A 20,477-nucleotide genomic window follows, 5' to 3' on the forward strand; every position below is an offset into this window, starting at 1 on the left:
GTCGCAAACAACAATCTACGGGGTTCCGGCGGTCACAAGCGAGGGTTCAGCGGCGCGAGTGCGGGCCTCGCGCCGTTCGATCCAGCTCAGCAGCGGTGTCGTCATCAGCGTCGTGATGAGCGCGACCAGCACCAACACCGTGAAGAGCGACGGGTTGACGATGCCCGCCTCGAGACCCACGTTGAGAGCGATCAGCTGCATCAGGCCACGGGCGTTCATCAGGGCGCCGACGCGCAGGGCGACCCCGTTCGGCTCGCCGCGCATCCGGGCCGCGGCCCAGCAGGCGCCGTACTTGCCGGCGATCGCCACGGCCACACACGCGGCGGCGAATCCGAGGACGGCGGGATTGCCCAGCAGCGCGAACTCGGTGCGCAGCCCGGAGTAGGTGAAGAACAGCGGCAGGAACACCGTCGCGGCGATCGGCGACAGCGTGTCGACCACCTTGTCGGTCTGCTCGGAGCGCGGCATCACCACACCGACCGCGAAGGCGCCGAAGACCGCGTAGAGCCCGATCTCGTCGGTGTACCAGGCGACCAGGAAGAGCAGCGCCACCGTGCCGAGCAGCCGCGCGCGGTCGCTCGGGAACCCCATCAGGTAGCCGGTCACCCGCCGCCCACCCAGCCACAGCGCCACCCCGAACAGCACCGCGCCACCCGCGGTGACCACGGCCGGGCCGGCTTCGCCCGAGGCGAACGCCAGCACCACCGCCAGCATGATCCACGCGACCATGTCGTCAATCGCGCCGCTGGCCAGGGCGACCATGCCATGCCGGGTACCGGTCTGGCCGCGCTCGGTGATTATCCGGGCGAGCATCGGAAAGGCCGTGATCGCCAGGGCCACGCCGACGAACGCCGCGGACACACCGAGCGACACGTCGTCCGCGCGGATCGGTACGGAGCCCGCCACGCCCAGGACCAGCAGGATGCCCAACACCAGCGGTGCCGTGACACCCGCGAGCGACACCGCCCCCGCCGTGCCGGCGAGATTGTTCAACCGGTGGGAGGTGAAGGCGTACCCGGCCTGGAACATGAACAGCACCAGGCCGACCTGGCCGACCACGTAGAGGATCGGCAGCAGCGGCGCGGGAAAGAGCGCGGCCTGCGCGCCCGGCCAGAGCAGGCCGAGCAGCGACGGGCCGAGCAGCACCCCGGCGAGCATCTCGCTCACGACGGCGGGCTGGCCCACCTTGCCGAGGAGCCAGGCGACCAGCTTGCAGAAGAGCAGGATGACCGCGACCGCGATGAAGAACCGCGGGGCGAGTTGAGTGGGCGTCACGAGCCGACCTCCTCGAAGAATCGGGTGCACAACTTCTGTCGTCGGGCGTCGACGACCATCCACGTCCCGCAGACCAACTGCTTGACCGAGCGGCCCACGTCGAAGAGTCGGTCGCGCTGCCGCATGAGAGCGAGCCGGTTGCGGCCGGGCCCGGCAAGGCCCCGGGGCGTCAGGTACGCCGGACCGCGGCTGGGCAGCGAACGGGTGTGCGCTGCCGACGACGCGACCGAGAAGCGCCGCAGCACCTCCCGGGTCGCCGCGCGGAGCTGGACCGGTGCCGAGCCGCGCGCTGGACAGGCCCGGTTGGCGTTCACGCCGTACGGGATGAAGTGCGCGTCCTGCCGACGCAACGACAGCCAACGGTCCGGGTCGAACTTGTCGTCGGCGGCGGGACCGGTGCGCTGGTAGGCCCGGTAGTTGAAGAGCAGCACCGATCCGGTGGGGAGAGCGTGATTTCCCACGGTGATCGGTGCGGAGGTGATCCGGTGTGCGATACCGAACAGCGGGTACACGCGGAGCGTCTCGTCGATGATCCGATCGAGGGAATCGTCCGAGGTGTCCTCGACGGACCGGGCACACAGCAGGATGTGTGTCATGGCCTCCGACATCTGCACCACGGCCGTGTTGAAGAACGCGCCCTGGAGGTACCAGGCGGTCTCCAGAGCGGTGAAGGGCGGCGGCAGCACGACCGGGCACGTCCCCGCGTCGATCCGGTCCAGCAGGTAGCGCGTCACGCGATCCCGCCGGGACATGTGCCGCAGACTCATCCCCTTCAGCGCCGTGACCACGTCGTCCGCGTTCGCCACGATGAGGTCCCGCACCTCGCGCGGGCAGGATGCGCCGAACACCAGCTCGTACGAGACCTCGGCCCAGATCGGCATCATCAGGTCCCGTAGCCGTACGTGACTGGTCCGGCCGGTCGGGAGTGCGTCGAGGATCCGCCGGGTCGCGGCCGTCGCCAGCTCGTCGGAGCGCGGGTGGGGGACGGCCAGCACCTGACGCGTCGTCCGCGCGACCGTCCGGTACGCCTCGCCGGGCTCCAGGTGCTCCTGATGCATGTGTGGACCGGGCGCGAGCCAGTACCAGAAGAGGTCCGACAGGGCCGCCCCGCGGCTGCGCCCGTCGGCGGCCGGGTGGCTGTAGACCCGCTCGAAGTCCTCCGGCCCCACCAGCGGCCCGGGCACCGCGATGCCCTCGCTCCCGTTGATCCGCTGGAAGATCCACTCCCGGAGGTCGACCACGGCCTTCACCGGGTCACCACCTGATCGGGCGTCAGGTCGGCCGGTCGCCGCGCTCCGGCCAGGGCGAGGGCATGATCCAGCTCACCGGTGATTCGGTCGAGCACCTCCCGTACGCCCACCGCCCCGGCCGCCGCGAGCCCCCGCACCACCGGCCGCCCCACCAGTACCGCCCGCGCCCCGAGCGCCAGCGCGATCACCACGTCGGTGCCGCCGCGCACACCCCCGTCGAGCAGCACCGGAAGCTGCCCTCGCACCGCTGCCACCACCGCGGGCAGCGCGTCGAGCGTGGGAATCGCCCCGTCGAGCTGTCGTCCGCCGTGGTTGGACACGATCACACCGGCGGCACCGTGTTCGACGGCGAGGCGGGCATCCGCGGGATGCAGGATTCCTTTGAGCAGGATCGGTAGTCCCGTGACACCGCGCAGCCACCCGATCCGGTCCCACCCCGCCGTCGCGTCCATCGCGATCGAACGCACCCGGCCCGTCGCGTCGCGCATGTTCTCGCAGGCGTAGCCGGGCGGCAGGTCCGTGAAGCCGTTGCGCAGGTCACGCTCGCGCCTCCCGAACACCGGGGAGTCCACGGTCACCACCAGCGCCTGGCAGCCCGCCGATTCGGCGCGCTTGACCACGTACTCCGTGAAGTCGAGGTCGGGTTGCGGGTACAGCTGGAACCACAGCGTCCCGCCCGCCGCCGCGATCTCCTCGACCGGCTGGGTGGCGGCCATGCTCACCACCATCGCCGTGCCGGCCGCCGCAGCCCCCCGCGCGGTGGCCACCTCGCCCTCGGGATGCGCGAGCCGATGGAAGGCCGTCGGAGCGACAAGCACCGGTGCGGCCAGCGACGTACCGGTCACCGTGGTCCGCAGGTCGCGCTCGCCGGTCGCCCGGAGCACCCGTGGCACGAGCCACCGTCGCGCGAAGGCCTCCTCGTTGGCGGCCAGGGTGCGCTCCCGCCCGGCGCCGCCCTCGAAGAAGTCCTGGTGGACGGGGTCCATCTCAGCCCTCGGCACCGGACAGGCAACGGCCGAGGAACTCCTCGAGCGGCCGAACGTGGACGTCGGGCCGATCCCACCGGTTCTCCAGGTTCTCGGCGAGGTGATGGGTACTGATCAACTGGCCCTCGCGGCGGTAACGGACCACCGGGTGCAGGTACGCCGCGTCGTGCGCCTGCCCGATGGAATCCTGGGCGATGCGGGACACGGTGATGTCGAACGGGTCCACCTGGTCGTGGTCGGGCCCGTACTCCAGCGTGACGACGAACGCCTGGTCGTACTCGTGGTCGGCGGTGTGCAGGCCCGTCGACACGAGGTAGTCCACCGGCACCTCCTCGTGGTACCGGGCCTCGTCTCCGGCGACGGTGAGCACGTCGGCGAGGAACCCGAACTGCTGCCACAGGGCCGAGCTGCGGTTGACTCTCCCGATGACGGCCGCGGTCATGGCCGCCGGCTCGGCGGTGAGCTTGTCCGACGGCCACTCCGTCGCGTCGTACCGGCGGGCGAGGATCCGGTGCAGAGCGCGGACGGCGTAGCGGAAGCCGTGCACGAAGCCGCTCGTGGACTTCTTGAAGTCGCGTACCTGCGAGATCGTTCCGGCGAAGAACAGCCCCGGGACGTTCACCGACTCCCACGCTTCGGTCTGTGCCGGGAATCGGTCCCTGATGGCGAGCTGGGGTCGGGCCGAGGAATCGAAGATCGAGTCGTCGAACCGGAATCCCGTACACGCCAGCACCCGGTCGTAGTGCAGCTCCTTCACGACCTCGTTGACCCGGGAGAAGCTGAACGTGACCTTGTAGCCCGTACCGTCGCGCTCGATGCTCTTGATCGTGCCGTCGAGGATCGCGTTCGCCGACTTGAGCTGATAGGTGTCCAGGAAGTTGTTGTTGACCGCGCGCAGATGCCCGACGTAGTGGGTACGCCACGCCATCCGGACCGAGCTGGGGCCTGCGACGTGGATCAGTGTCGTGGTCTCCATGAGGCTGTCGGCGGTCTCGAAGGCGGAGTTGCCCTTGCCGATGATCAGGACCTTCTGGTCGAGATAGTCACGCGGCTCGACGCTCATCACGTCGTACCCCTCGGCCAGCTCGAATCCGGCGATGTCCGGCTCGTAGGTCTTCGAGACGCCGGTGGCGACGATCACCGCGCGGGCCTCCCAGCGCCGGTCGCCGGCCTCGACCGTGAAGACGTCGTCGTGCTTGGACACGCGGGTCACCCGGGTGCCGTACCTGACCTTGACGCCCGTCTTCGCCGCGAAGTCGGCGAGGTACCGCACCATCACGTCGGCGTCCGGGAAGTACCGCTCGGTGTACTGCGTGAACAGCAGCGCCGGATCGTCGGTGAGGAGGGAGTTCCAGTCGAGCCGCAGGTTCAGTTCGGGATCGTCCGTGCCGGTGTGCGGCTTGTTGATCGAGATGAGTGTCCGGTGCCGCGGATAGGTGGCGAAGAAGGCCCCCGGCCCGTCGGCGCCCTCCAGCACCAGATAGTCGCGCTTGCCGTCGGCCTCGAGCAGGGCCGCGAGCTGAAGCCCGGCCGGCCCGGCCCCGATGATCAGGTAATCAAGCATCACGGCGCTCACCGTACGAGTGGGAAATCAGAGATTTTTCAAGCTTTTCCAGAATCGCGACCGCCGTTCGCACGTCACCGTCGAGTGGTCGATCCGGATCGATCGGAGCGATTACCTCTTCCAGGGCCTGGAGAGCGCGGTCGCAGCCCGCCGCCGTGGGACGGCGTGCTCCCACGTGCACCGCCTGGCGCAGCCCCAGCCCCAGCGAACCGGTGATCAGCCGCAGGAGCTCCGCCTGGTCCAGGGCGCGGAGCGCGGCCTGCGTGCCGAGCGGGATGACATCCTGGTTGTGCAGGTTGGTGGGGAGGCTCTGCGCGCTCGCGGGCACGGTGTCCCGCCTGATCTCGGTGATGAGCGCCGTCGACGCGAGCTGGACGCCCTGTAGCCCGTGCTGCTGACCCGGCCCCGCCGCGAGCATCGGCGGCAGTCCGCCGTTGCGACCCGGATCCACCAGCAGGTCGAGCTGGCGTTCGGCGAGATTGCCGATCTGGGCGATCACCATGGACAGGACGTCGGCGGCGAAGGCGGCGGGCTGACCGAAGAAGTTGCCGCCGTGCACGACCTTGTCGTCGTCCGGAAAGAACAGCGGGTTGTCGCTCACCCCGCCGAGGTCGGCCGCCACGACGCCGTCCACATAGCGCAGGGCGTCCTCGGCCGCTCCGAGCAACTGCGGCGCGCAGCGGATGCTGTACGGCTCCTGCAGGGGTCTGCTGCCGGACGGCCGCAGCCCGGCGCAGGTCGCCCGCATCGCGGCGCCGACGTCGATGGCGCCGGAGTGACCGTAGGCGGCCAGCAGGGCGGGGTCGAGGAACTGCGGGTCGCTGCCGAGAAGGTCGGCGAGGAGGCACGTCAGCATCTGCACCACGCGGTGCGCGGCGCGGACCCGGTCCAGGGCGAGGGTCAGCGCCGCGGTGGTCAGCGACGTGCCGTTGACGAGCGCGAGCGCGTCCCGGCCGTCGAGCGGCAGCGGCTCCAGCCCGGCCTTCGTCAGCGCGTCCCCGGCGGGCATCCGTACGCCGTCCACATAGGCGTGTCCACGGCCGCGCAGCGCCTGGGCGGCGGCACCGAGCGGGATCAGATCGCCGCTGGCGCCCACCGAGCCGAGCCGGGGCATCGCCGGCGTGAACGTCGTGCCGAGCATGGCCGCGAGCGCGTCGATCACGTGCGGGGAGACCCCGGACGCGCCCCGGGCCAGGGACCAGGCGCGCACCAGCAGCGTCGCGCGTACGACATCCGGGGCGAGGTCGGGTCCCTGACCCGCGCCGAGGTGGGCGAGGGTGTTGTCGGCCTGGTCGCGTTGGTCGGCTCGGCCCGCGTACCCCACGAGCGCCCCGAAGCCGGTGGTGGCGCCGTAGATGGCCCGGTCGTCGCCGAGTGCCTTGCCGAGGAATGTCCGGCCGCTCGTCACCCGGCCGCGCACCTCGTCACTGATCACGAGCGTGACCGGGCCGGCCGCGAGGCGCAGGTCGGCGGGGTGCAGCGGTGCTGCCAGATCCACCTGAATCGTCATGCAAGCGGATGCTAGAAACAGTTTCTCAGAGCGCTCTGAAATCGCCTCAGTACATTTCGCCGCATGACGCACGATTGCCTGATCATCGGAGCCGGGCCGGCGGGTTTGCAGCTCGCGGCCCTGCTCGAGCGCGACGGTCACGACTACGTGGTGCTGGAGGGCGGCCCCCGTCCGGGCATGTTCTTCGAGACCTATCCCCGGCACCGCCAGTTGATCTCGATCAACAAGGTGTGGACCGGCTCGGAGGATCCCGAGTTCAATCTACGGTCGGACTGGAACTCGCTGTTGTCCGACGATCCGGCGCTGCTGTTCAAGAACTACAGCACGCGTTACTTCCCCGCCGCTGACGATCTGGTGCGTTATCTCGCCGACTTCGCGCGAGGTCTGCGGGTCCGTTACGACACCCGGGTGACGGCGGTGTCGAAGACCGGTGACGTGTTCACGGTGCGGGCCGGCGACCAGGTCTTCGAGGCCCGCAGAGTCGTCGTCGCCACCGGGGTCTCCCAGCTCTACGTGCCGCCGATCGAGGGCGTGGAGTTGGCCGAGCGCTACGACACCGTCTCCGTCGACCCCGCCGATTTCGTCAACCAGCGGGTGTTGATCGTCGGTAAGGGCAACTCGGCGTTCGAGACCGCCGACGCGCTGATCGAGACCGCCGCGACGATTCATGTCGCCGGGCCGCACTCCATCAGGCTGGCCTGGCAGACCCATTACGTCGGGCACCTGCGCGCGGTGAACAACAACTTCCTGGACACCTATCAGTTGAAGTCGCAGAACGCCGTCCTGGACGGCACCGTGGAGCGGATCAGTCCGCGGGAGGGCGGCGGTTACCGGGTGCTCTTCCGGTACGCCCGGACGGTCGAGAATCTGCGCGAACTCGAGTACGACCGGATCATCCTCTGCACCGGGTTCCGCTTCGACGCGTCACTGTTCGCCGAGTCGGCCCGGCCGGAGCTGGTCATCAACGATCGGTTCCCGGCGCAGACCCCGGCCTTCGAGTCGGTGAACGTTCCCGGGCTCTACTTCGCCGGCACCCTCAGCCAACAGCGTGACTTCAAGAAGTCGACGAACGGCTTCATCCACGGCTTCCGCTACGCCACCCGGGCACTGCACCACATCATCCGCGAGCGGCACCACAATGAGCCCTGGCCGTCCCGGCAGATCGCGCTGACGCCGGAGGCGATCGCCGCCTCGATCATCGCCCGGATCAACGTGACCTCGGCGCTGTGGCAGCAGTTCTCGGTGCTCGGCGACGTCATCACCGTGCAGGGCGAGGCCGCCCGCTACCGGGAGGAGGTGCCGGTCGCCTATCTGCGGGACGCGGAGCCTGACGTGTTCGCGTTCGTGATCACCCTCGAGTACGGCCCCGACCACGACCACGTCGACCCGTTCGACATCACCGTGCCGCGCCCGGCCGAGAACGACGCGACAGCCGCCCAGGACGCCACCTACCTCCACCCGGTGGTGCGGGTGTGGCGCGACGGGCAGGTCGTCGCCGAGCACCACCTCGCGGAGAACCTGGAGAACACCTGGAACCTGCCGAGCGTGCATCAGCAACCCCTCGAGGTGTTCGTCAAGGGTGTCCTCGCCGATGCCCGCTGACATCTGGCCGCAGCCAGTCCTGGACCTGCTGACGGCCGGCGGGGACCGGCCGGTCTTCGAGGACGGGCCGGTCGTCACGACCGCGTCGGAGATGTCGGGTCTGATCCGCCGTATCGCGGCTGGGCTGCGCTCGTGCGGCGCGGGACCGGGCGTAGGTGTCACGCTCGATCTGCCGGTCACCGCCGCGGCCTTCGCCGCCACGATGGCCGCCTTCGCCGTGGGCGCGCGGGTGTCCGGCTGGCGTGCGGACCTGAGCCCCGCACAACTGTCCGGCTCCCTCGTGGTCGACCCGACCCGGCTGGCCTCGTTCACCGAGCAGCCCGACGACGGGCTGCCACTCGTCGCGGCGGGACGCCCCGAGGATCCCGCACGGATCATCTGGACCAGTGGGAGCACGGGAACACCGAAGGGTGTGGTGCAGACCTACGCGGCCATGTCGGCGTCCTGGGTCCCGTACCCGGACCGGTGGCCCCCGGCCGTCGCCGAACTGGCCACCCGGATGCAGCGCTACCTGGTCTTCGGATCGCTGGCCAGTCAGGTGATGCTGGAGTACGGCATCCTCACCCTCGTGGCGGGCGGCACCCTCGTCGTGGCCCCCCGGCCGGTCTTCCCGGACGCCCTGGTCGAGCACCGGGCCACGGCGAGCGTGATCACGGTCGGGAAGCTGCACCAGCTGATCCGGGACCAGCGCGCCCACCCGGTGGACCTGCGTCACCTGCGGGCGCTGATGGTCTCCGGGTCGCCCCTCGCGCCGGGCCGACTGGCGGAGGCGCTCGACGTGCTGGGTCCGGTGCTCTTTCACGGCTACGGCCAGACCGAGACGTCGATGATCGCCATGGCGACCCCCGCCGAGATGCTGACCGACCCCGCCACCCTCGCCACGGTCGGCCGCCCGGCCGTGGAGGTCGCTCTCCGCGACGGGGAGATCTACGTCCGCACCCCGGCGCAGGCATCGTCGTACTGGCAGGACCCGGCCGAGTCGGCCGAGGTGTTCGTGGACGGCTGGGTGCGGACCCGTGACCTGGGGGAGTTCGACGCCGACGGTTACCTGCGGCTGCTCGGACGCACCCGGGACGTGATCATCGTCAACGCGCAGCTGGTCCACGCCGGAGTGGTGGAGCGAGCGCTCGCCGCTGACCCCGCGATCGCCGAGGCGTACGTCGTCGGCGATTCGGACGAGGTGACCGGCGAGGCCGTGCACGCGTTCGTGGTGCCGGCGGCCGGGAGGACACCCGATCCGGACCTGCTGCGCAAGCTCGTGGCCGTACAGGTGGGCGACCTCGCGGTGCCGCGCACCGTCACGGTCATCGACCGGGTTCCGCTCGCCGCCAGCGGCAAACCCGACAAGAGTCAACTCCGACAGCTCCGGTAGCGGGGTTGCGCGAGACGCCCTGACCGAGGCGGCGGTCAGGGCGTCTCGCCGTCGGGCTACTGGCCGAAGCGCGCCCGGATGTCGTACACGTAGGACGCCTTCTGCCAGATCACCGAGAAGCGACCGGTCGGGCTGGACGCCGGCTGCGCGTACCGCCCGTCGGGGGCGATGATCTCGTCCGCCCCGAACGTGCCGTCCTGTGCGACCGTCCGGGCGTGCACCTGGGTGGTGGAGACGTCCGGACCCCAAGCCTGCCAGGTGACCAGGCCGTCGCCGTCGTCGTCCAGGGCGACCTTCGGCCAGTCGCCGACGCCGAGCCGGGTGACCGTGCCCAGCACTCCGGTGGAGGAGATCGAGCGGGCGAAGACCTGGATACCCTCGGGAGTCCAGCGGCCCCAGGTCAGCACCGCGTCGCCGTCGAGGTCGCCGGCGAGCTCGTCGAAGAGGCTCAGCTCGTGGGCGGCCGGTGACACGCTGAAAACGCTGCCCAACGTGTCGGTGTGGCTGTAGTGCCGTGCCCGCAGGCGGGGCGGCTCGCCCGCCCTGGACCACCGGTAGCTGATCACCGCGTCCCCGTCCCGGTCCACGGCGAGCGAGACGCCGGCGTACCGCACGTCGGTGGCCCGCCCGGCGATGACGCGTAGCGGCGCGACGCCTTCAGGACTGACTCGGCGCGCGACGACCCGCTCGTAGCTCTCCGTCCAGGCGACGACGGCGGTCCCGGCGCGGTCGATGCCCACGACGGTCTGGTCCACGCCGACACCGAGGGTCAGCTCCGGGCCGAGGGAGCTGTCCGCGCCGAAGTAGCGGGCCTTCGTCGTGTACGCGCCGTCGCGGATCTCGGTCCAGGTGACCAGCGCCAGTCCTGACGGGTCGACGGCGACGGCCGGACTGACCCCGTGCCACGTCGTGATCATCTGCAACGGACCCAGCTCGCCGCTGGCGGACACCCGCCGGCCGGCCACAAGGCCGTCCTGCGTCCACACCACGGCCGAGTCGCCGTCGTCGTCGGACGCGACCTTGGGCCAGAAGGCGGACGGGCCGAGCGGCGAGAGCGTCTGGACCGGGCCGGCCGTGCCGTCGACCGAGACGAGCTGCGCCTTCACCTGGTCGTTGCAGCTACTCGCGTTGTTGTCGCAGCCCGCCCAGGCGAGCAGCGAGTCGCCCTGCCGGTCGACTGCGGCGAAGGGCTGGTCCAGCCCGCTCCAGCCAGCCTCCGACACGACCTGGATCGGCGACCACGTGGCCGCCCACGCGGGTGCCGGAACGGCCGCCAGGGCCGCCAACACGCCGACCAAGCCGGCGGTGAACTGTCGCGTACGCCGTCGGTTGGCTGTTCTGTCTGGTCCGTGCACCGTCGCCCCCTCGATCGATGAACATGCTTGATCAGGAGGGATGATGCCATCGAGTCGCGCGCACCGCTCGTCGAGAACGGCTACGCGAAACGCCCCGACCGGATGGTCCCGGTCGGGGCGTTCTCGACTGTATGTCCGCTAAGGGGCGTATCAGCCCTGGCGGCTCTTCCACTGCGGGTTCGCGCGGTTCACCACGACCACCCGGCCGCGACGGCGGACCACCACCGAACCGGGCTTCTGCTTGAGCGCACGCAACGAGCTACGTACCTTCATGTCTGCCTCCTCGGCCTGGGGGTCTGGCCTTTACCGGTACCGGTTATCGGAACGCCGGGGACCGCCGCGCGATTCCCGCGCCCCCGGGCGTCGAACCTTTGACCTCCCGCGCCCGTACCAGTGGCGGGAGGTTCAAGCCATGAGGGTGCGTCGGATGCTCGTCGTGGTGCTCGTCGTCGTGGCGGCGGCACCGCTGGGCTCGGTGCCCGGCTGGGCGCACGGCGCCCCCACCGATCCCGTCAGTCGGGCGGCGGCCTGTGGGCCCGAGGGCCGGTACGCGTCCACCAGCGCCTGCCGGGCGGCCGTGGCGGCCGGCGCGGCGGTGCGCGAATGGGACAACGTACGCGTGGCGGCCATCAACGGTCGGGACCGGGAACGGATCCCGGACGGGGAGCTGTGCAGCGGAGGGCTCTCCGCGTACCGGGGGCTGGACCTGCCGCGGACCGACTGGCCGAGCACCCGGTTGACCACCGGCACGACGTTCACCTTCCGGTACCGGACCACCATCGAGCACCGGGGCACCTTCCGGCTCTACGTCACCACGCCCGACTACGACCCGCGTAAACGGCTCACCTGGGCAGATTTGGAGCCGCGGCCGTTCCTGACGCGGACCGACCCGCCCGTGCGAGCCGGCGCGTACCAACTGGCGGGTCGGCTGCCCACGGGCCGTACCGGCCGTCACCTGATCTACACGATCTGGCAGAACTCCAACACCCCGGACACCTACTACTCCTGCTCCGACGTGGTCTTCGCGGCCCCGCCCGGAACCGAGAAGCGGGCTGCCACGACGAAGGCCTCCGCGCGTACCCCCGCGAGCCGGCCGGTCGCCAGCGAGTCGGCGGTGGCGGCAGCGGCCGACCCCGGCGTGCCGGTGGCGTCGGTGCGCGACCTCGACGGCCGGTGGCCGGTGCTGGCCGGCGCGGCCGTCGTGCTGGTCCTGGCGGTACTTGTCGGAGTGGGTCGGCGTCGCCGCGACACCGTCGCGCCCACGGGACCACGGTGCGAGGTGCGCAACCACCGGGCCGGGCGGCGCCGGATCTGGTGACCCGGGCCGCCCGTGATCCCGGCGGTCAGCCCAGCAGGCGGTCGATCTCGGCCAGGTCGTCGGCGTCGAGGTCGAGGTGGTGTACGGCGGCGATGTTGGTCTCCAACTGCTCGACGCTGCTCGCCCCGATGATGAGGCTGGTCATCCGCGGATCGCGCAGCGCCCAGGCCAGCGCGAGCTGGGCCAGGGACTGACCGCGCCGCTCGGCGACCGCGCCGAGCCCCCGGATGGTCGCCATCTTCTCGTCGCCGAGGTCGCTCTCGTTGAGGAAGACGCTGGTCCGCACCCGCGAGTCGGCCGGGATGCCCTTGAGGTAGCGGTCCGTCAGCAGGCCCTGCGCGAGAGGGCTGTACGCGATGCAGCCGGCGCCGACCTGCTCCAGCGTGTCGAGCAGGCCGTCGTCCTCGGTCCAGCGGTTGAGCATCGAGTACGACGGCTGGTTGATCAGCAGCGGCGTGCCCAGGTCGCGCAGGATCGCCGCGGCCCTCGTGGTCTGCTCCGAGTTGTAGTTGGAGATGCCCACGTAGAGGGCCTTACCGGAGCGGACGATGGCGTCCAACGCGCCCATCGTCTCCTCCAGCGGCGTGTCCGGGTCGAACCGGTGCGAGTAGAAGATGTCGACGTAGTCGAGGCCCATCCGGCCCAGCGACTGGTCCAACGACGAGATCAGGTTCTTACGCGATCCCCACTCCCCGTACGGGCCGGGCCACATCAGGTATCCGGCCTTGCTGGAGATGACCAGCTCGTCCCGGTACGGCTTCAGGTCGGTGGCGAGCATCCGGCCGAAGTTCTCCTCCGCCGAGCCGGGCGGCGGGCCGTAGTTGTTCGCCAGGTCGAAGTGGGTGACGCCGAGGTCGAACGCGCGCCGGACGATGTCCCGCTGGCGCTCGTACGGGCGGTCCGGGCCGAAGTTGTGCCACAGGCCGAGAGAGACGGCGGGCAGCCGGAGGCCACTGCGTCCGCTGCGCCGGTAGGTCATGGTGTCGTAGCGGTCTTCCGCGGCGAGGTAGGTCACGATCATGAGCCTAGCCCCGCTCCGGCGTGCCCGAGATCGGGCGTGGAAAGCCGGACATCGGGGTAGTTTCGACCCGACGACCGGCCCAGCACCGCGGAAAGTGAGCGACGTGGACGACATCACCGCACTGATCCTGGACGACCACGCCGCCTTCCGGCGCGGCTTCGCCCGCCTCGACGACGCCCGCGACGAGCAGGAACTGCTGGCCATCTGGGACGCCCTCGCCCTGCACCTGGACATCCACGCCGAGGCGGAGGAGGCGATCCTCTACCCGCACCTGGTCAAGCACGGCGACGACGGCGAGGACGAGACGGAAGACGCGATCGGCGACCACAACAAGATCCGGGACGCCATCGCCGAGTCCAAACTGCACCCGGTCGGCTCGAAGCCCTGGTGGGAGGCGGTCGGTACGGCCCGCCGGGAGAACAGTGAGCACCTGGCCGAGGAGGAGGACGAGGCGCTGCCCGACTTTCGCCGGCACGCCAGCTTCGAACTGCGCGCCGAGCTGGGCCAGCGCTGGCTGACCTTCTACGGCGAGCACAAGAACGGCCGCGACCTGCCGTTCCGCGACAAGGACCCGCAGGGGTACGTGGCCGACCACCGCTGAGATCTCCCCGCTGCGGGGGAGTCGCGCACCCGGTCCACGCCAGCAGAATGACCGGATGACCCTCCGCGCGGCGCTGGCCCCGCTGGTCGCCGGCAGCACCTGGCGACGCGGCGTGTTCCTGCTGCTCGGCGGCGTGCTGGCCCTGCCGTACGGGGTCCTCGCGGTGACCTTCGCGCAGATGCTCACCGACTCGGAGATCCCCCGCCCGCTGGTCTACGTCCTGCTGGTGGTCGCGGCGCTGATCGCCGTGGTGCCGCTGCTGCTGGACGGCAGCCGCGCGCTGGAGATCGCCGCCGTACGGGCGCTGCTCGGCGTCGACCTGCCCGACCCGGCCCCGGGACACCGGGGCGACCGGGAGAGCCGCCTGCGCAGCGCGCTCTGGATCGCCACGCACCTCATCGTCGGCGCGCTGGTGATGACCGCGCTGTTCAGCGCCCTGCCGATGGCGCTCGCGTTCATCGCGCAGCAGTTCGGTGTGGGCGACGAGCTGACCAGCCGCGAACGGTTCGGGCCGCTGGACGGGCGGGACAGCGGCTGGCTCACCCTCGCTGGGGTCGCCCTGCTGGTGGGCCTCGGCTACGCCGTGGCCGGGCTCGGCGCGCTCGCCGTGTCGATGGCCCCGGTGCTGCTCGGCCCCGCCCAGGCCGAGCGGATCGCCGCCCTGGAAGCGCGGGCCACCCGGCTCGCCGAACGCAACCGGCTGGCCCGCGAACTGCACGACTCCGTCGGTCACGCGTTGACCGTGGCGACCCTTCAGGCCGGCGCCGCCCGTGAGGTGCTCGACACCGACCCGGAGTTCGTCCGGCGCGCGCTGACCGCCATCGAGGACGCCGGCCGGACCGCGATGGACGAGCTGGACCACGTGCTGGGGCTGCTCCGCGAGACCGGCGGTGGCCGGCCCTCGGTGGCGCCACAGCGTACGCTCGCCGACCTGGACCGGCTGGTCACCGACGCCCGGGCGGCCGGGCTGACGGTCCACGACAGCCGCGCCGGCGATCCCACGGCGGTGCCCGCGGTCGTCTCCCGGGAGGGTTACCGCATCGTCCAGGAGGGACTGACCAACGCCGCCCGCCACGGCCACGGGCCGGTGACGCTGCGGCTCGACCTGCACCCCGATGCCCTGGAGTTGGAGATGGAAAATGCCCTCGGCCGACAGCGCCGCTCCGATCCGGGTCGGGGTGGGCGCGGCCTGGACGGCATCCGGGAACGGGTGCTGCTGCTCGGCGGCCGGCTCACCGTCGGCCCGGACGGCGACCGGTGGCTCGTCCGAGCCCGCCTGCCGTACGAGGACGCGCGATGAGCACCGGCGTGCTGATCGTCGACGACGACGAGCTGATCCGGGTCGGGCTACGGGCCATCATCGACGCGCAACCCGACCTGCGGGTGCTCGCCGAGGCCGCCGACGGCGCCGAGGTGCCGCCCCTGGTCGCCCGGCACCGCCCGGACGTGGTGCTGATGGACGTGCGGATGCCCGGCATCGACGGCATCCAGGCCACCCGCCATCTGCTCGCCACCTCCGCCGACCCACCCCGGGTGCTGGTGGTCACCACGTTCGCCAACGACGAGTACGTCTACGAGGCGCTGCGCGCCGGCGCGTCCGGCTTCCTGCTGAAGCGGGCCCGCCCGGCGGAGGTCGTCGAGGCGGTCCGGGTCGTCGCGGCCGGGGAGTCGCTGCTGTTCCCGGCGGCGATCCGCCAGCTCGTCGGGGCGTACGGGCCGGTGGGCGGGGACCGCCTGCAAGCCGCACGCCTCACCGAGCGGGAGGCCGAGGTGCTGCGGCTGATGGCGACCGGCCGGTCCAACCCGGAGATCGCCGCGCACCTGGTCGTCGGGGTGGAGACGGTCAAGACGCACGTCGGCAACGTGCTGGCCAAGCTGGGCGTCCGCGACCGTACCCAGGCGGTCATCGCCGCGTACGAGTCCGGCTTCGTCACCCCGTCGAGCTGACCGGCCGGCCCCCTCCCGGCTGATCCCTCGGCCAGCCCTTTCCGGCTGATCCCTCGGCCGGGGGAGTGGGTTCACCGCCGCCCGGGAGGGGATCGGTCGCCGATCGGTCGAGGCTGGGAGCATGACGACGATCAATGACCTTCGAGCCCGTACCGAATCCCGCTGGCCCGACCGACTCGCCCCGCTCGCCGCCGGTTGGCTCGGCCTGTGGGGCGTACTCGCCCTGCTCGGCACGCTCACCGGCGCCGGCTACCCGTTCGGCCCGAACGACCGGCACGGCGGTGATGTCAGCCTGCTGCGCCTGGTGCCGGCGGACGTGGCCACCCCGCTCTTCGCCGGAATCCTGCTGAGCGCCGCCGTGGCCGCCCTGGCCATGAGCCGCCCGGCGGTCCGCCCACCCGGCCCGCTGCGGGCACTGCTCGCCGGCTACGGCTGGGCGGTCGCGTTCCTGCTCGCCGTGGTCGTGCCGGACGTCCGCGTGCTGGTCATCCTCGGCTACCTGCCGATCCTGATCGTCGGAGCGCCGTTCGGCTGGCCCCCGGTCGACTACGCCGACATCTTCAACTGGGCCCTGTTCGGCCGCTTCGCCGCGCTGCTCGGCGGGCTGCTGCTGGCCGGCGCGGTGCTCGCCTGGCAACGCCGTACCGCCGCAAGCTGCGTCTCCTGCGGGCGGGACGGCACCGACCGCGGCTGGACCACCCCGGCCGCCGCCGCCCGCTGGGGTCGGTGGGCCACCGGCATCGCGGCGATCATCCCGTTGACGTACGCGGCGATCCGTTTCGCCTGGGCCGCCGGCATCCCGCTGGGCATCTCCCGGGAGTTCCTGACCGAGATGCAGGACAGCGGGCTGGTCTGGGCCGGGTTCGGGCTGGCCGCCTTCGCCACCGCGGGCGCGATCCTCACCCTCGGCCTGGTACAGCGCTGGGGTGAGCGGTTCCCCCGCTGGATGCTCGGGCTCTCCGGTCGTCGGGTGCCGGTGAAGCTGGCCGTGGCGCCGGCGACCCTGGTCGCCATCTCCGTCACCGCGGCGAGCCTCGGCCTGCTCAGCAACCCCCAGTTCTGGGAGCTCACCGGCGGGACCAGCCTGACCGGGGCGCCGATGCTGCTCTGGCCGCTGTGGGGCGTGGCGCTCGGCGCGGCGACCTACGCGTACCACCTGCGCCGCCGGGGCGCCTGCCGGCGCTGCGGCCGGGGCTGAGGGTGGCCGTGGGGGTGCCACCCGAAGCCGGAGGCGCCCCCGAAAATGTGAGCTAGCGTTACTCGGGTGACTGCGCCTACCCCGGTAATCCCGGTTCCACCGGCCGACCTGCCCGGCACGCTCGGCGCGCTACGGGCGGCCGGTCACCAGTACCGCACCGTCAAGCAGGAACTCCGCGACAACCTCCTCGCCCGGATGCGCTCCGGCGAGACCCGTTTCCCCGGCATCGTCGGCTACGACGACACCGTCCTGCCCGAGGTCGAGCGTGCTCTGCTCGCCGGGCACGACATGGTGCTGCTCGGCGAGCGCGGCCAGGGCAAGACCCGACTGATCCGCGCCCTGGGCTCGCTGCTCGACGAGTGGACCCCCGTCATCGCCGGCTCGGTCCTCAACGAGCACCCGATGCGCCCGCTCACCCCCGCCTCGGTCGCCCAGGTCGCCGAGGCCGGCGACGACCTGCCGATCGGCTGGCTGCACCGCTCGATGCGCTACGGCGAGAAGCTCGCCACCCCGGACACCAGCGTCGGCGACCTGATCGGCGACGTCGACCCGATCCGGATCGCCCAGGGTCGCACCCTCGGTGACCCGGAGACCATCCACTTCGGGTTGGTGCCGCGTACCAACCGGGGCATCTTCGCCGTCAACGAGCTGCCCGACCTGGCCGAGCGCATCCAGGTGGCGCTGCTCAACGTGTTGGAGGAGCGCGACATCCAGGTCCGCGGCTACCAGCTCCGCCTGCCGCTGGACCTGCTCCTGGTGGCCAGCGCCAACCCCGAGGACTACACCAACCGGGGTCGGATCATCACTCCGCTCAAGGACCGGTTCGGCGCGGAGATCCGTACCCACTATCCGGTCGACCTGGAGTTGGAGCTGGCGCTGATCCGCCAGGAGGCGGACCTCGTCGCCGCCGTCCCGGAGCACGTGCTGGAGGTGCTGGCCCGCTTCGCCCGCGCCGTGCGGGAATCTCCGTCGGTGGACCCGCGCTCCGGCGTCTCCGCCCGGTTCGCGATCGCCGCCGCCGAGACGGTGGCCGGTGCCGCGCTGCGTCGGGCCGGCCTGCTCGCCGCCTCCGACGATCGCGATGGCCGACCCGAGGCCGCGGTGGCTCGCGTTGGTGACGCGGTGTCGGTGACCAGCACGCTCCGCGGCAAGGTGGAGTTCGAGAGCGGCGAGGAGGGACGGGAGACCGAGATCCTGGCCCACCTGCTGCGGACCGCGACCGCCGAGACGTTCCGTGCCCACCTGGCCGGCCTCGACCTGTCCGGGTTCACCGCTCTCGTCGAGGACGGGACGGCGATCGAGACCGGCGAGCTGGTCGGTTCCGCCGAGCTGCTGCGGCAGGTGGGCACGGTGCCCGGTCTGGCCAAGGTGCTCGACCGGCTCGGCCTGGGCGACGCGCCCACCCCGGAGGAGGCCGCCGCGGCCGTCGAGTTCGTGTTGGAGGGGCTGCACCTGACCCGCCGGCTCGGCAAGGACGTCACCGAGTCCGGGCGCACCGTCTACGGCGGCCGGGGCTGACCGTGGCCGGCAACCGGTTCCGGTACGGCCAGTGGAACGGCGGGCCCGACCCGCTGGCACCCCCGTACGACGTGCGCGAGGCGGTGGACGCGGTCGGCGCCGAGGTGCTGGCCGGCGGCAGCCTGCGGCAGGCGCTGCGCGATCTGCTGCGTCGTGGACCGCAGGGGCGCGGCGGGTTGGACGACCTGGCCGCCCGGGCGCGACGGCTGCGTCGCGAGGCGCTTCGTCGCGGCGATCTCGACGGCGCGGTGACCCGCGCACAGGCCCTACTCGATCAGGCTCTCGCCGCGGAACGTGACGAGCTGCGGAGCCGCGACGACGACGACGCGCGGTTCGCCGAGTCGGTGCTGGATAATCTGCCCCGCTCCACGGCCCGGGCGGTCGAGGAGCTGTCCGGCTACCAGTGGGCCAGCGAGGACGCCCGTCGTTCGTACCAGCAGATCCTCGACCAGCTCCGGGACGACGTGCTCGGTCAGCGGTTCGCGGGCCTACGGGACGCGGTGCGCGCGTCCGCCGATCCGGCGGCGCAGCAGCGGCTCGCCGAGATGATGCGGGATCTGAACGACCTGCTGGCCCGGCACGGCCGCGCGGAGGACACCACCGACGCGTTCGCCGAGTTCATGCGCCGGCACGGCGACTTCTTCCCGGAGCAGCCGGAGACGGTCGACGAGCTGATCGACGTGCTGGCCCGCCGTTCGGCGGCCGGTGAGCGGCTGATGAACTCGCTGTCCGAGCGGCAGCGCGCCGAGTTGGCCGGTCTGATGCAGCAGTCCCTCGGCGACCGGCTCGCCGGTGAGCTGTCGGCGCTCGACGCGAACCTGCGGGCTCTGCGGCCGGATCTGCGCTGGGGGCGCGGCGAACGGGTCCGGGGCGACCAGCCGTTGGACTACGCCGACGCGGCCGGCGCCCTCGGCGAGATCGGCGAGCTGGACGACCTGCTGGACCAGCTCGACCAGGAGCACCCGGGGGCCACGCTTGACGACGTGGACGTCGACGCGGTGGCCCGGACGCTGGGCCGGGACGCGGCCGACGACGTCCGCCGGCTTCGCGAGCTGGAACGCGAGCTGCGCCGGCAGGGCTGGGTGGGCCGGGACGCGGACGGGCTCACGCTCAGCCCGAAGGCCCTGCGCCGGCTCGGTGGCACCGCGCTGCGGCGGGTCTTCGCCGACCTGACGGCCGGTCCGCGTGGTCAGCACGACCTGCGCTCGGCGGGTGCGGCCGGCGAGGTCAGCGGGGCGTCCCGCCCCTGGGAGTACGGCGACGAGCAGCCACTGGACGTGGTCCGCACGCTCACCCGGGCGGTACGCCGGGCCGGGCCGACGGTTCCGCTGCAACTCGAAGCGGACGACTTCGAGGTGGTGGAGACCGAGAAGCGTGCCTCGGCGGCGGTGGTGCTCTGCGTCGACCTGTCGTACTCGATGATCTCGCAGGGTCGTTGGGGGCCGATGAAGCAGACGGCGCTGGCGTTGGCGCACCTGATGGAGACCCGTTTTCCACAGGACGCCCTGCAGATCGTGGGCTTCGGTCGGGAGGCGACGACGCTCACCCAGCAGGAGTTGGCGGCCGTGGAGCCGGACCTGCAACAGGGGACGAACCTGCAACACGCGCTGCGGTTGGCCGCTCGGCACCTGCGCCGCCATCCGGATGCCGAGCCGGTGGTGCTGGTGGTCACCGACGGGGAGCCGACCGCCCACCTCGATCCGGACGACGGGGAGGCGCTGTTCCACTGGCCGCCGCTGCCGGAGACGATCGAGGCGACGGTCCGCGAGGTGGACCGGCTCAGCCGCTACGGTGCCACGCTCAACCTGTTCATGCTCGGCGATGACGAGGGCCTGCGCCGTTTCATCGACGCGGTGGCGAGACGCAGCCGTGGCCGCATGTTCACCCCGGACACCGACGACCTGGGCGAGTACGTGGTCTCGGACTACCTCCGCTCCCGCCAGTCCCGCCGCTGACCTGA

General features: G+C 71.6%; 17 protein-coding genes. 9 read left to right on the plus strand and 8 right to left on the minus strand.

Annotation, left to right across the window (positions count from 1 at the left end; genetic code table 11):
* Window positions 1-15: 15 nt before the first annotated feature.
* Genes ACQP0N_RS05595 through ACQP0N_RS05615 form a run of 5 tightly spaced genes read right to left on the minus strand, consistent with a single transcriptional unit; the run spans window position 16 to window position 6,585 of the window.
* Entirely contained in the window at window positions 16-1,275 is a 1,260-nt protein-coding gene (locus ACQP0N_RS05595) for a cation:proton antiporter (protein ID WP_433118095.1), read from the minus strand.
* Window positions 1,272-2,525, minus strand: a complete 1,254-nt coding sequence (locus ACQP0N_RS05600; protein ID WP_433118097.1) for a cytochrome P450 — start codon at window positions 2,523-2,525, stop codon at window positions 1,272-1,274. The genes ACQP0N_RS05595 and ACQP0N_RS05600 overlap by 4 nt, the downstream gene beginning before the upstream one ends.
* Window positions 2,522-3,511, minus strand: coding sequence for an alpha-hydroxy acid oxidase (locus ACQP0N_RS05605; RefSeq protein ID WP_433118099.1), 990 nt, complete (start codon window positions 3,509-3,511; stop codon window positions 2,522-2,524). Before ACQP0N_RS05605 ends, ACQP0N_RS05600 begins: the two co-directional genes overlap by 4 nt.
* A gap of 1 nt (window position 3,512) precedes the next feature.
* Complete coding sequence (locus ACQP0N_RS05610) at window positions 3,513-5,075, minus strand: FAD-dependent oxidoreductase (protein ID WP_433121451.1); 1,563 nt, start codon at window positions 5,073-5,075, stop codon at window positions 3,513-3,515.
* Window positions 5,068-6,585: an aromatic amino acid ammonia-lyase gene (locus ACQP0N_RS05615; RefSeq protein ID WP_433118101.1), complete on the minus strand. Its 1,518-nt coding sequence runs from the start codon at window positions 6,583-6,585 to the stop codon at window positions 5,068-5,070. The genes ACQP0N_RS05610 and ACQP0N_RS05615 overlap by 8 nt, the downstream gene beginning before the upstream one ends.
* A gap of 63 nt (window positions 6,586-6,648) precedes the next feature.
* Here ACQP0N_RS05615 and ACQP0N_RS05620 point away from each other — a divergent pair, with 63 nt between their 5' ends.
* Window positions 6,649-8,187, plus strand: coding sequence for an NAD(P)-binding domain-containing protein (locus ACQP0N_RS05620; RefSeq protein WP_433118103.1), 1,539 nt, complete (start codon window positions 6,649-6,651; stop codon window positions 8,185-8,187).
* Complete coding sequence (locus tag ACQP0N_RS05625; RefSeq protein WP_433118105.1) at window positions 8,177-9,559, plus strand: class I adenylate-forming enzyme family protein; 1,383 nt, start codon at window positions 8,177-8,179, stop codon at window positions 9,557-9,559. Before ACQP0N_RS05620 ends, ACQP0N_RS05625 begins: the two co-directional genes overlap by 11 nt.
* Window positions 9,560-9,615: 56 nt before the next feature.
* On the opposite strand, the gene ACQP0N_RS05630 is transcribed toward ACQP0N_RS05625, so the two are convergent.
* Both ACQP0N_RS05630 and ACQP0N_RS05635 read right to left on the minus strand, forming a co-directional pair.
* Entirely contained in the window at window positions 9,616-10,914 is a 1,299-nt protein-coding gene (locus ACQP0N_RS05630; protein WP_433118107.1) for a hypothetical protein, read from the minus strand.
* 150 nt (window positions 10,915-11,064) lie between these two features.
* The gene (locus ACQP0N_RS05635) at window positions 11,065-11,187 is read right to left on the minus strand and encodes a 50S ribosomal protein L36 (protein ID WP_030490864.1); all 123 of its coding nucleotides are present in this window, start codon (window positions 11,185-11,187) and stop codon (window positions 11,065-11,067) included.
* Window positions 11,188-11,326: 139 nt separating this feature from the next.
* Between ACQP0N_RS05635 and ACQP0N_RS05640 the strand changes: the two genes are divergently transcribed.
* Window positions 11,327-12,232 carry a lytic polysaccharide monooxygenase gene (locus ACQP0N_RS05640; protein WP_433118109.1) on the plus strand — a complete coding sequence of 302 codons (906 nt, stop codon included), beginning with the start codon at window positions 11,327-11,329 and terminating at the stop codon, window positions 12,230-12,232.
* Window positions 12,233-12,257: 25 nt separating this feature from the next.
* On the opposite strand, the gene mgrA is transcribed toward ACQP0N_RS05640, so the two are convergent.
* Window positions 12,258-13,253, minus strand: coding sequence for an L-glyceraldehyde 3-phosphate reductase (gene mgrA, locus ACQP0N_RS05645; RefSeq protein WP_355051985.1), 996 nt, complete (start codon window positions 13,251-13,253; stop codon window positions 12,258-12,260).
* 103 nt (window positions 13,254-13,356) lie between these two features.
* Between mgrA and ACQP0N_RS05650 the strand changes: the two genes are divergently transcribed.
* From ACQP0N_RS05650 to ACQP0N_RS05675, 6 genes are all read left to right on the plus strand, one after another.
* Window positions 13,357-13,854, plus strand: coding sequence for a hemerythrin domain-containing protein (locus ACQP0N_RS05650; protein WP_355051984.1), 498 nt, complete (start codon window positions 13,357-13,359; stop codon window positions 13,852-13,854).
* Window positions 13,855-13,909: 55 nt separating this feature from the next.
* The gene (locus tag ACQP0N_RS05655; RefSeq protein WP_433118112.1) at window positions 13,910-15,154 is read left to right on the plus strand and encodes a histidine kinase; all 1,245 of its coding nucleotides are present in this window, start codon (window positions 13,910-13,912) and stop codon (window positions 15,152-15,154) included.
* Window positions 15,151-15,801, plus strand: coding sequence for a response regulator transcription factor (locus tag ACQP0N_RS05660; RefSeq protein WP_433118114.1), 651 nt, complete (start codon window positions 15,151-15,153; stop codon window positions 15,799-15,801). The genes ACQP0N_RS05655 and ACQP0N_RS05660 overlap by 4 nt, the downstream gene beginning before the upstream one ends.
* Window positions 15,802-15,922: 121 nt before the next feature.
* The gene (locus tag ACQP0N_RS05665) at window positions 15,923-16,999 is read left to right on the plus strand and encodes a hypothetical protein (RefSeq protein WP_433118116.1); all 1,077 of its coding nucleotides are present in this window, start codon (window positions 15,923-15,925) and stop codon (window positions 16,997-16,999) included.
* Window positions 17,000-17,065: 66 nt separating this feature from the next.
* Window positions 17,066-18,517 (plus strand): magnesium chelatase, encoded by a 1,452-nt coding sequence (locus tag ACQP0N_RS05670; RefSeq protein WP_433118117.1) that lies wholly within the window; start codon window positions 17,066-17,068, stop codon window positions 18,515-18,517.
* A 2-nt stretch (window positions 18,518-18,519) separates the two neighbouring features.
* Entirely contained in the window at window positions 18,520-20,472 is a 1,953-nt protein-coding gene (locus tag ACQP0N_RS05675; protein ID WP_396801342.1) for a VWA domain-containing protein, read from the plus strand.
* Window positions 20,473-20,477 lie beyond the last annotated feature (5 nt).

The sequence above is a fragment of the Micromonospora sp. CA-246542 genome (assembly GCF_050942905.1).
In the GTDB taxonomy this organism is placed as follows: domain Bacteria; phylum Actinomycetota; class Actinomycetes; order Mycobacteriales; family Micromonosporaceae; genus Micromonospora.

Bases quoted from the DNA above. Each gene is read 5' to 3' on its own strand.
- ACQP0N_RS05610 (WP_433121451.1), bottom strand. From the start codon at position 5,075: ATGCTTGATTACCTGATCATCGGGGCCGGGCCGGCCGGGCTTCAGCTC.
- ACQP0N_RS05625 (WP_433118105.1), top strand. From the start codon at position 8,177: ATGCCCGCTGACATCTGGCCGCAGCCAGTCCTGGACCTGCTGACGGCC.
- ACQP0N_RS05605 (WP_433118099.1), bottom strand. From the start codon at position 3,511: ATGGACCCCGTCCACCAGGACTTCTTCGAGGGCGGCGCCGGGCGGGAG.
- ACQP0N_RS05615 (WP_433118101.1), bottom strand. From the start codon at position 6,585: ATGACGATTCAGGTGGATCTGGCAGCACCGCTGCACCCCGCCGACCTG.
- ACQP0N_RS05660 (WP_433118114.1), top strand. From the start codon at position 15,151: ATGAGCACCGGCGTGCTGATCGTCGACGACGACGAGCTGATCCGGGTC.
- mgrA (WP_355051985.1), bottom strand. From the start codon at position 13,253: ATGATCGTGACCTACCTCGCCGCGGAAGACCGCTACGACACCATGACC.
- ACQP0N_RS05665 (WP_433118116.1), top strand. From the start codon at position 15,923: ATGACGACGATCAATGACCTTCGAGCCCGTACCGAATCCCGCTGGCCC.
- ACQP0N_RS05655 (WP_433118112.1), top strand. From the start codon at position 13,910: ATGACCCTCCGCGCGGCGCTGGCCCCGCTGGTCGCCGGCAGCACCTGG.
- ACQP0N_RS05620 (WP_433118103.1), top strand. From the start codon at position 6,649: ATGACGCACGATTGCCTGATCATCGGAGCCGGGCCGGCGGGTTTGCAG.
- ACQP0N_RS05640 (WP_433118109.1), top strand. From the start codon at position 11,327: ATGAGGGTGCGTCGGATGCTCGTCGTGGTGCTCGTCGTCGTGGCGGCG.
- ACQP0N_RS05635 (WP_030490864.1), bottom strand. From the start codon at position 11,187: ATGAAGGTACGTAGCTCGTTGCGTGCGCTCAAGCAGAAGCCCGGTTCG.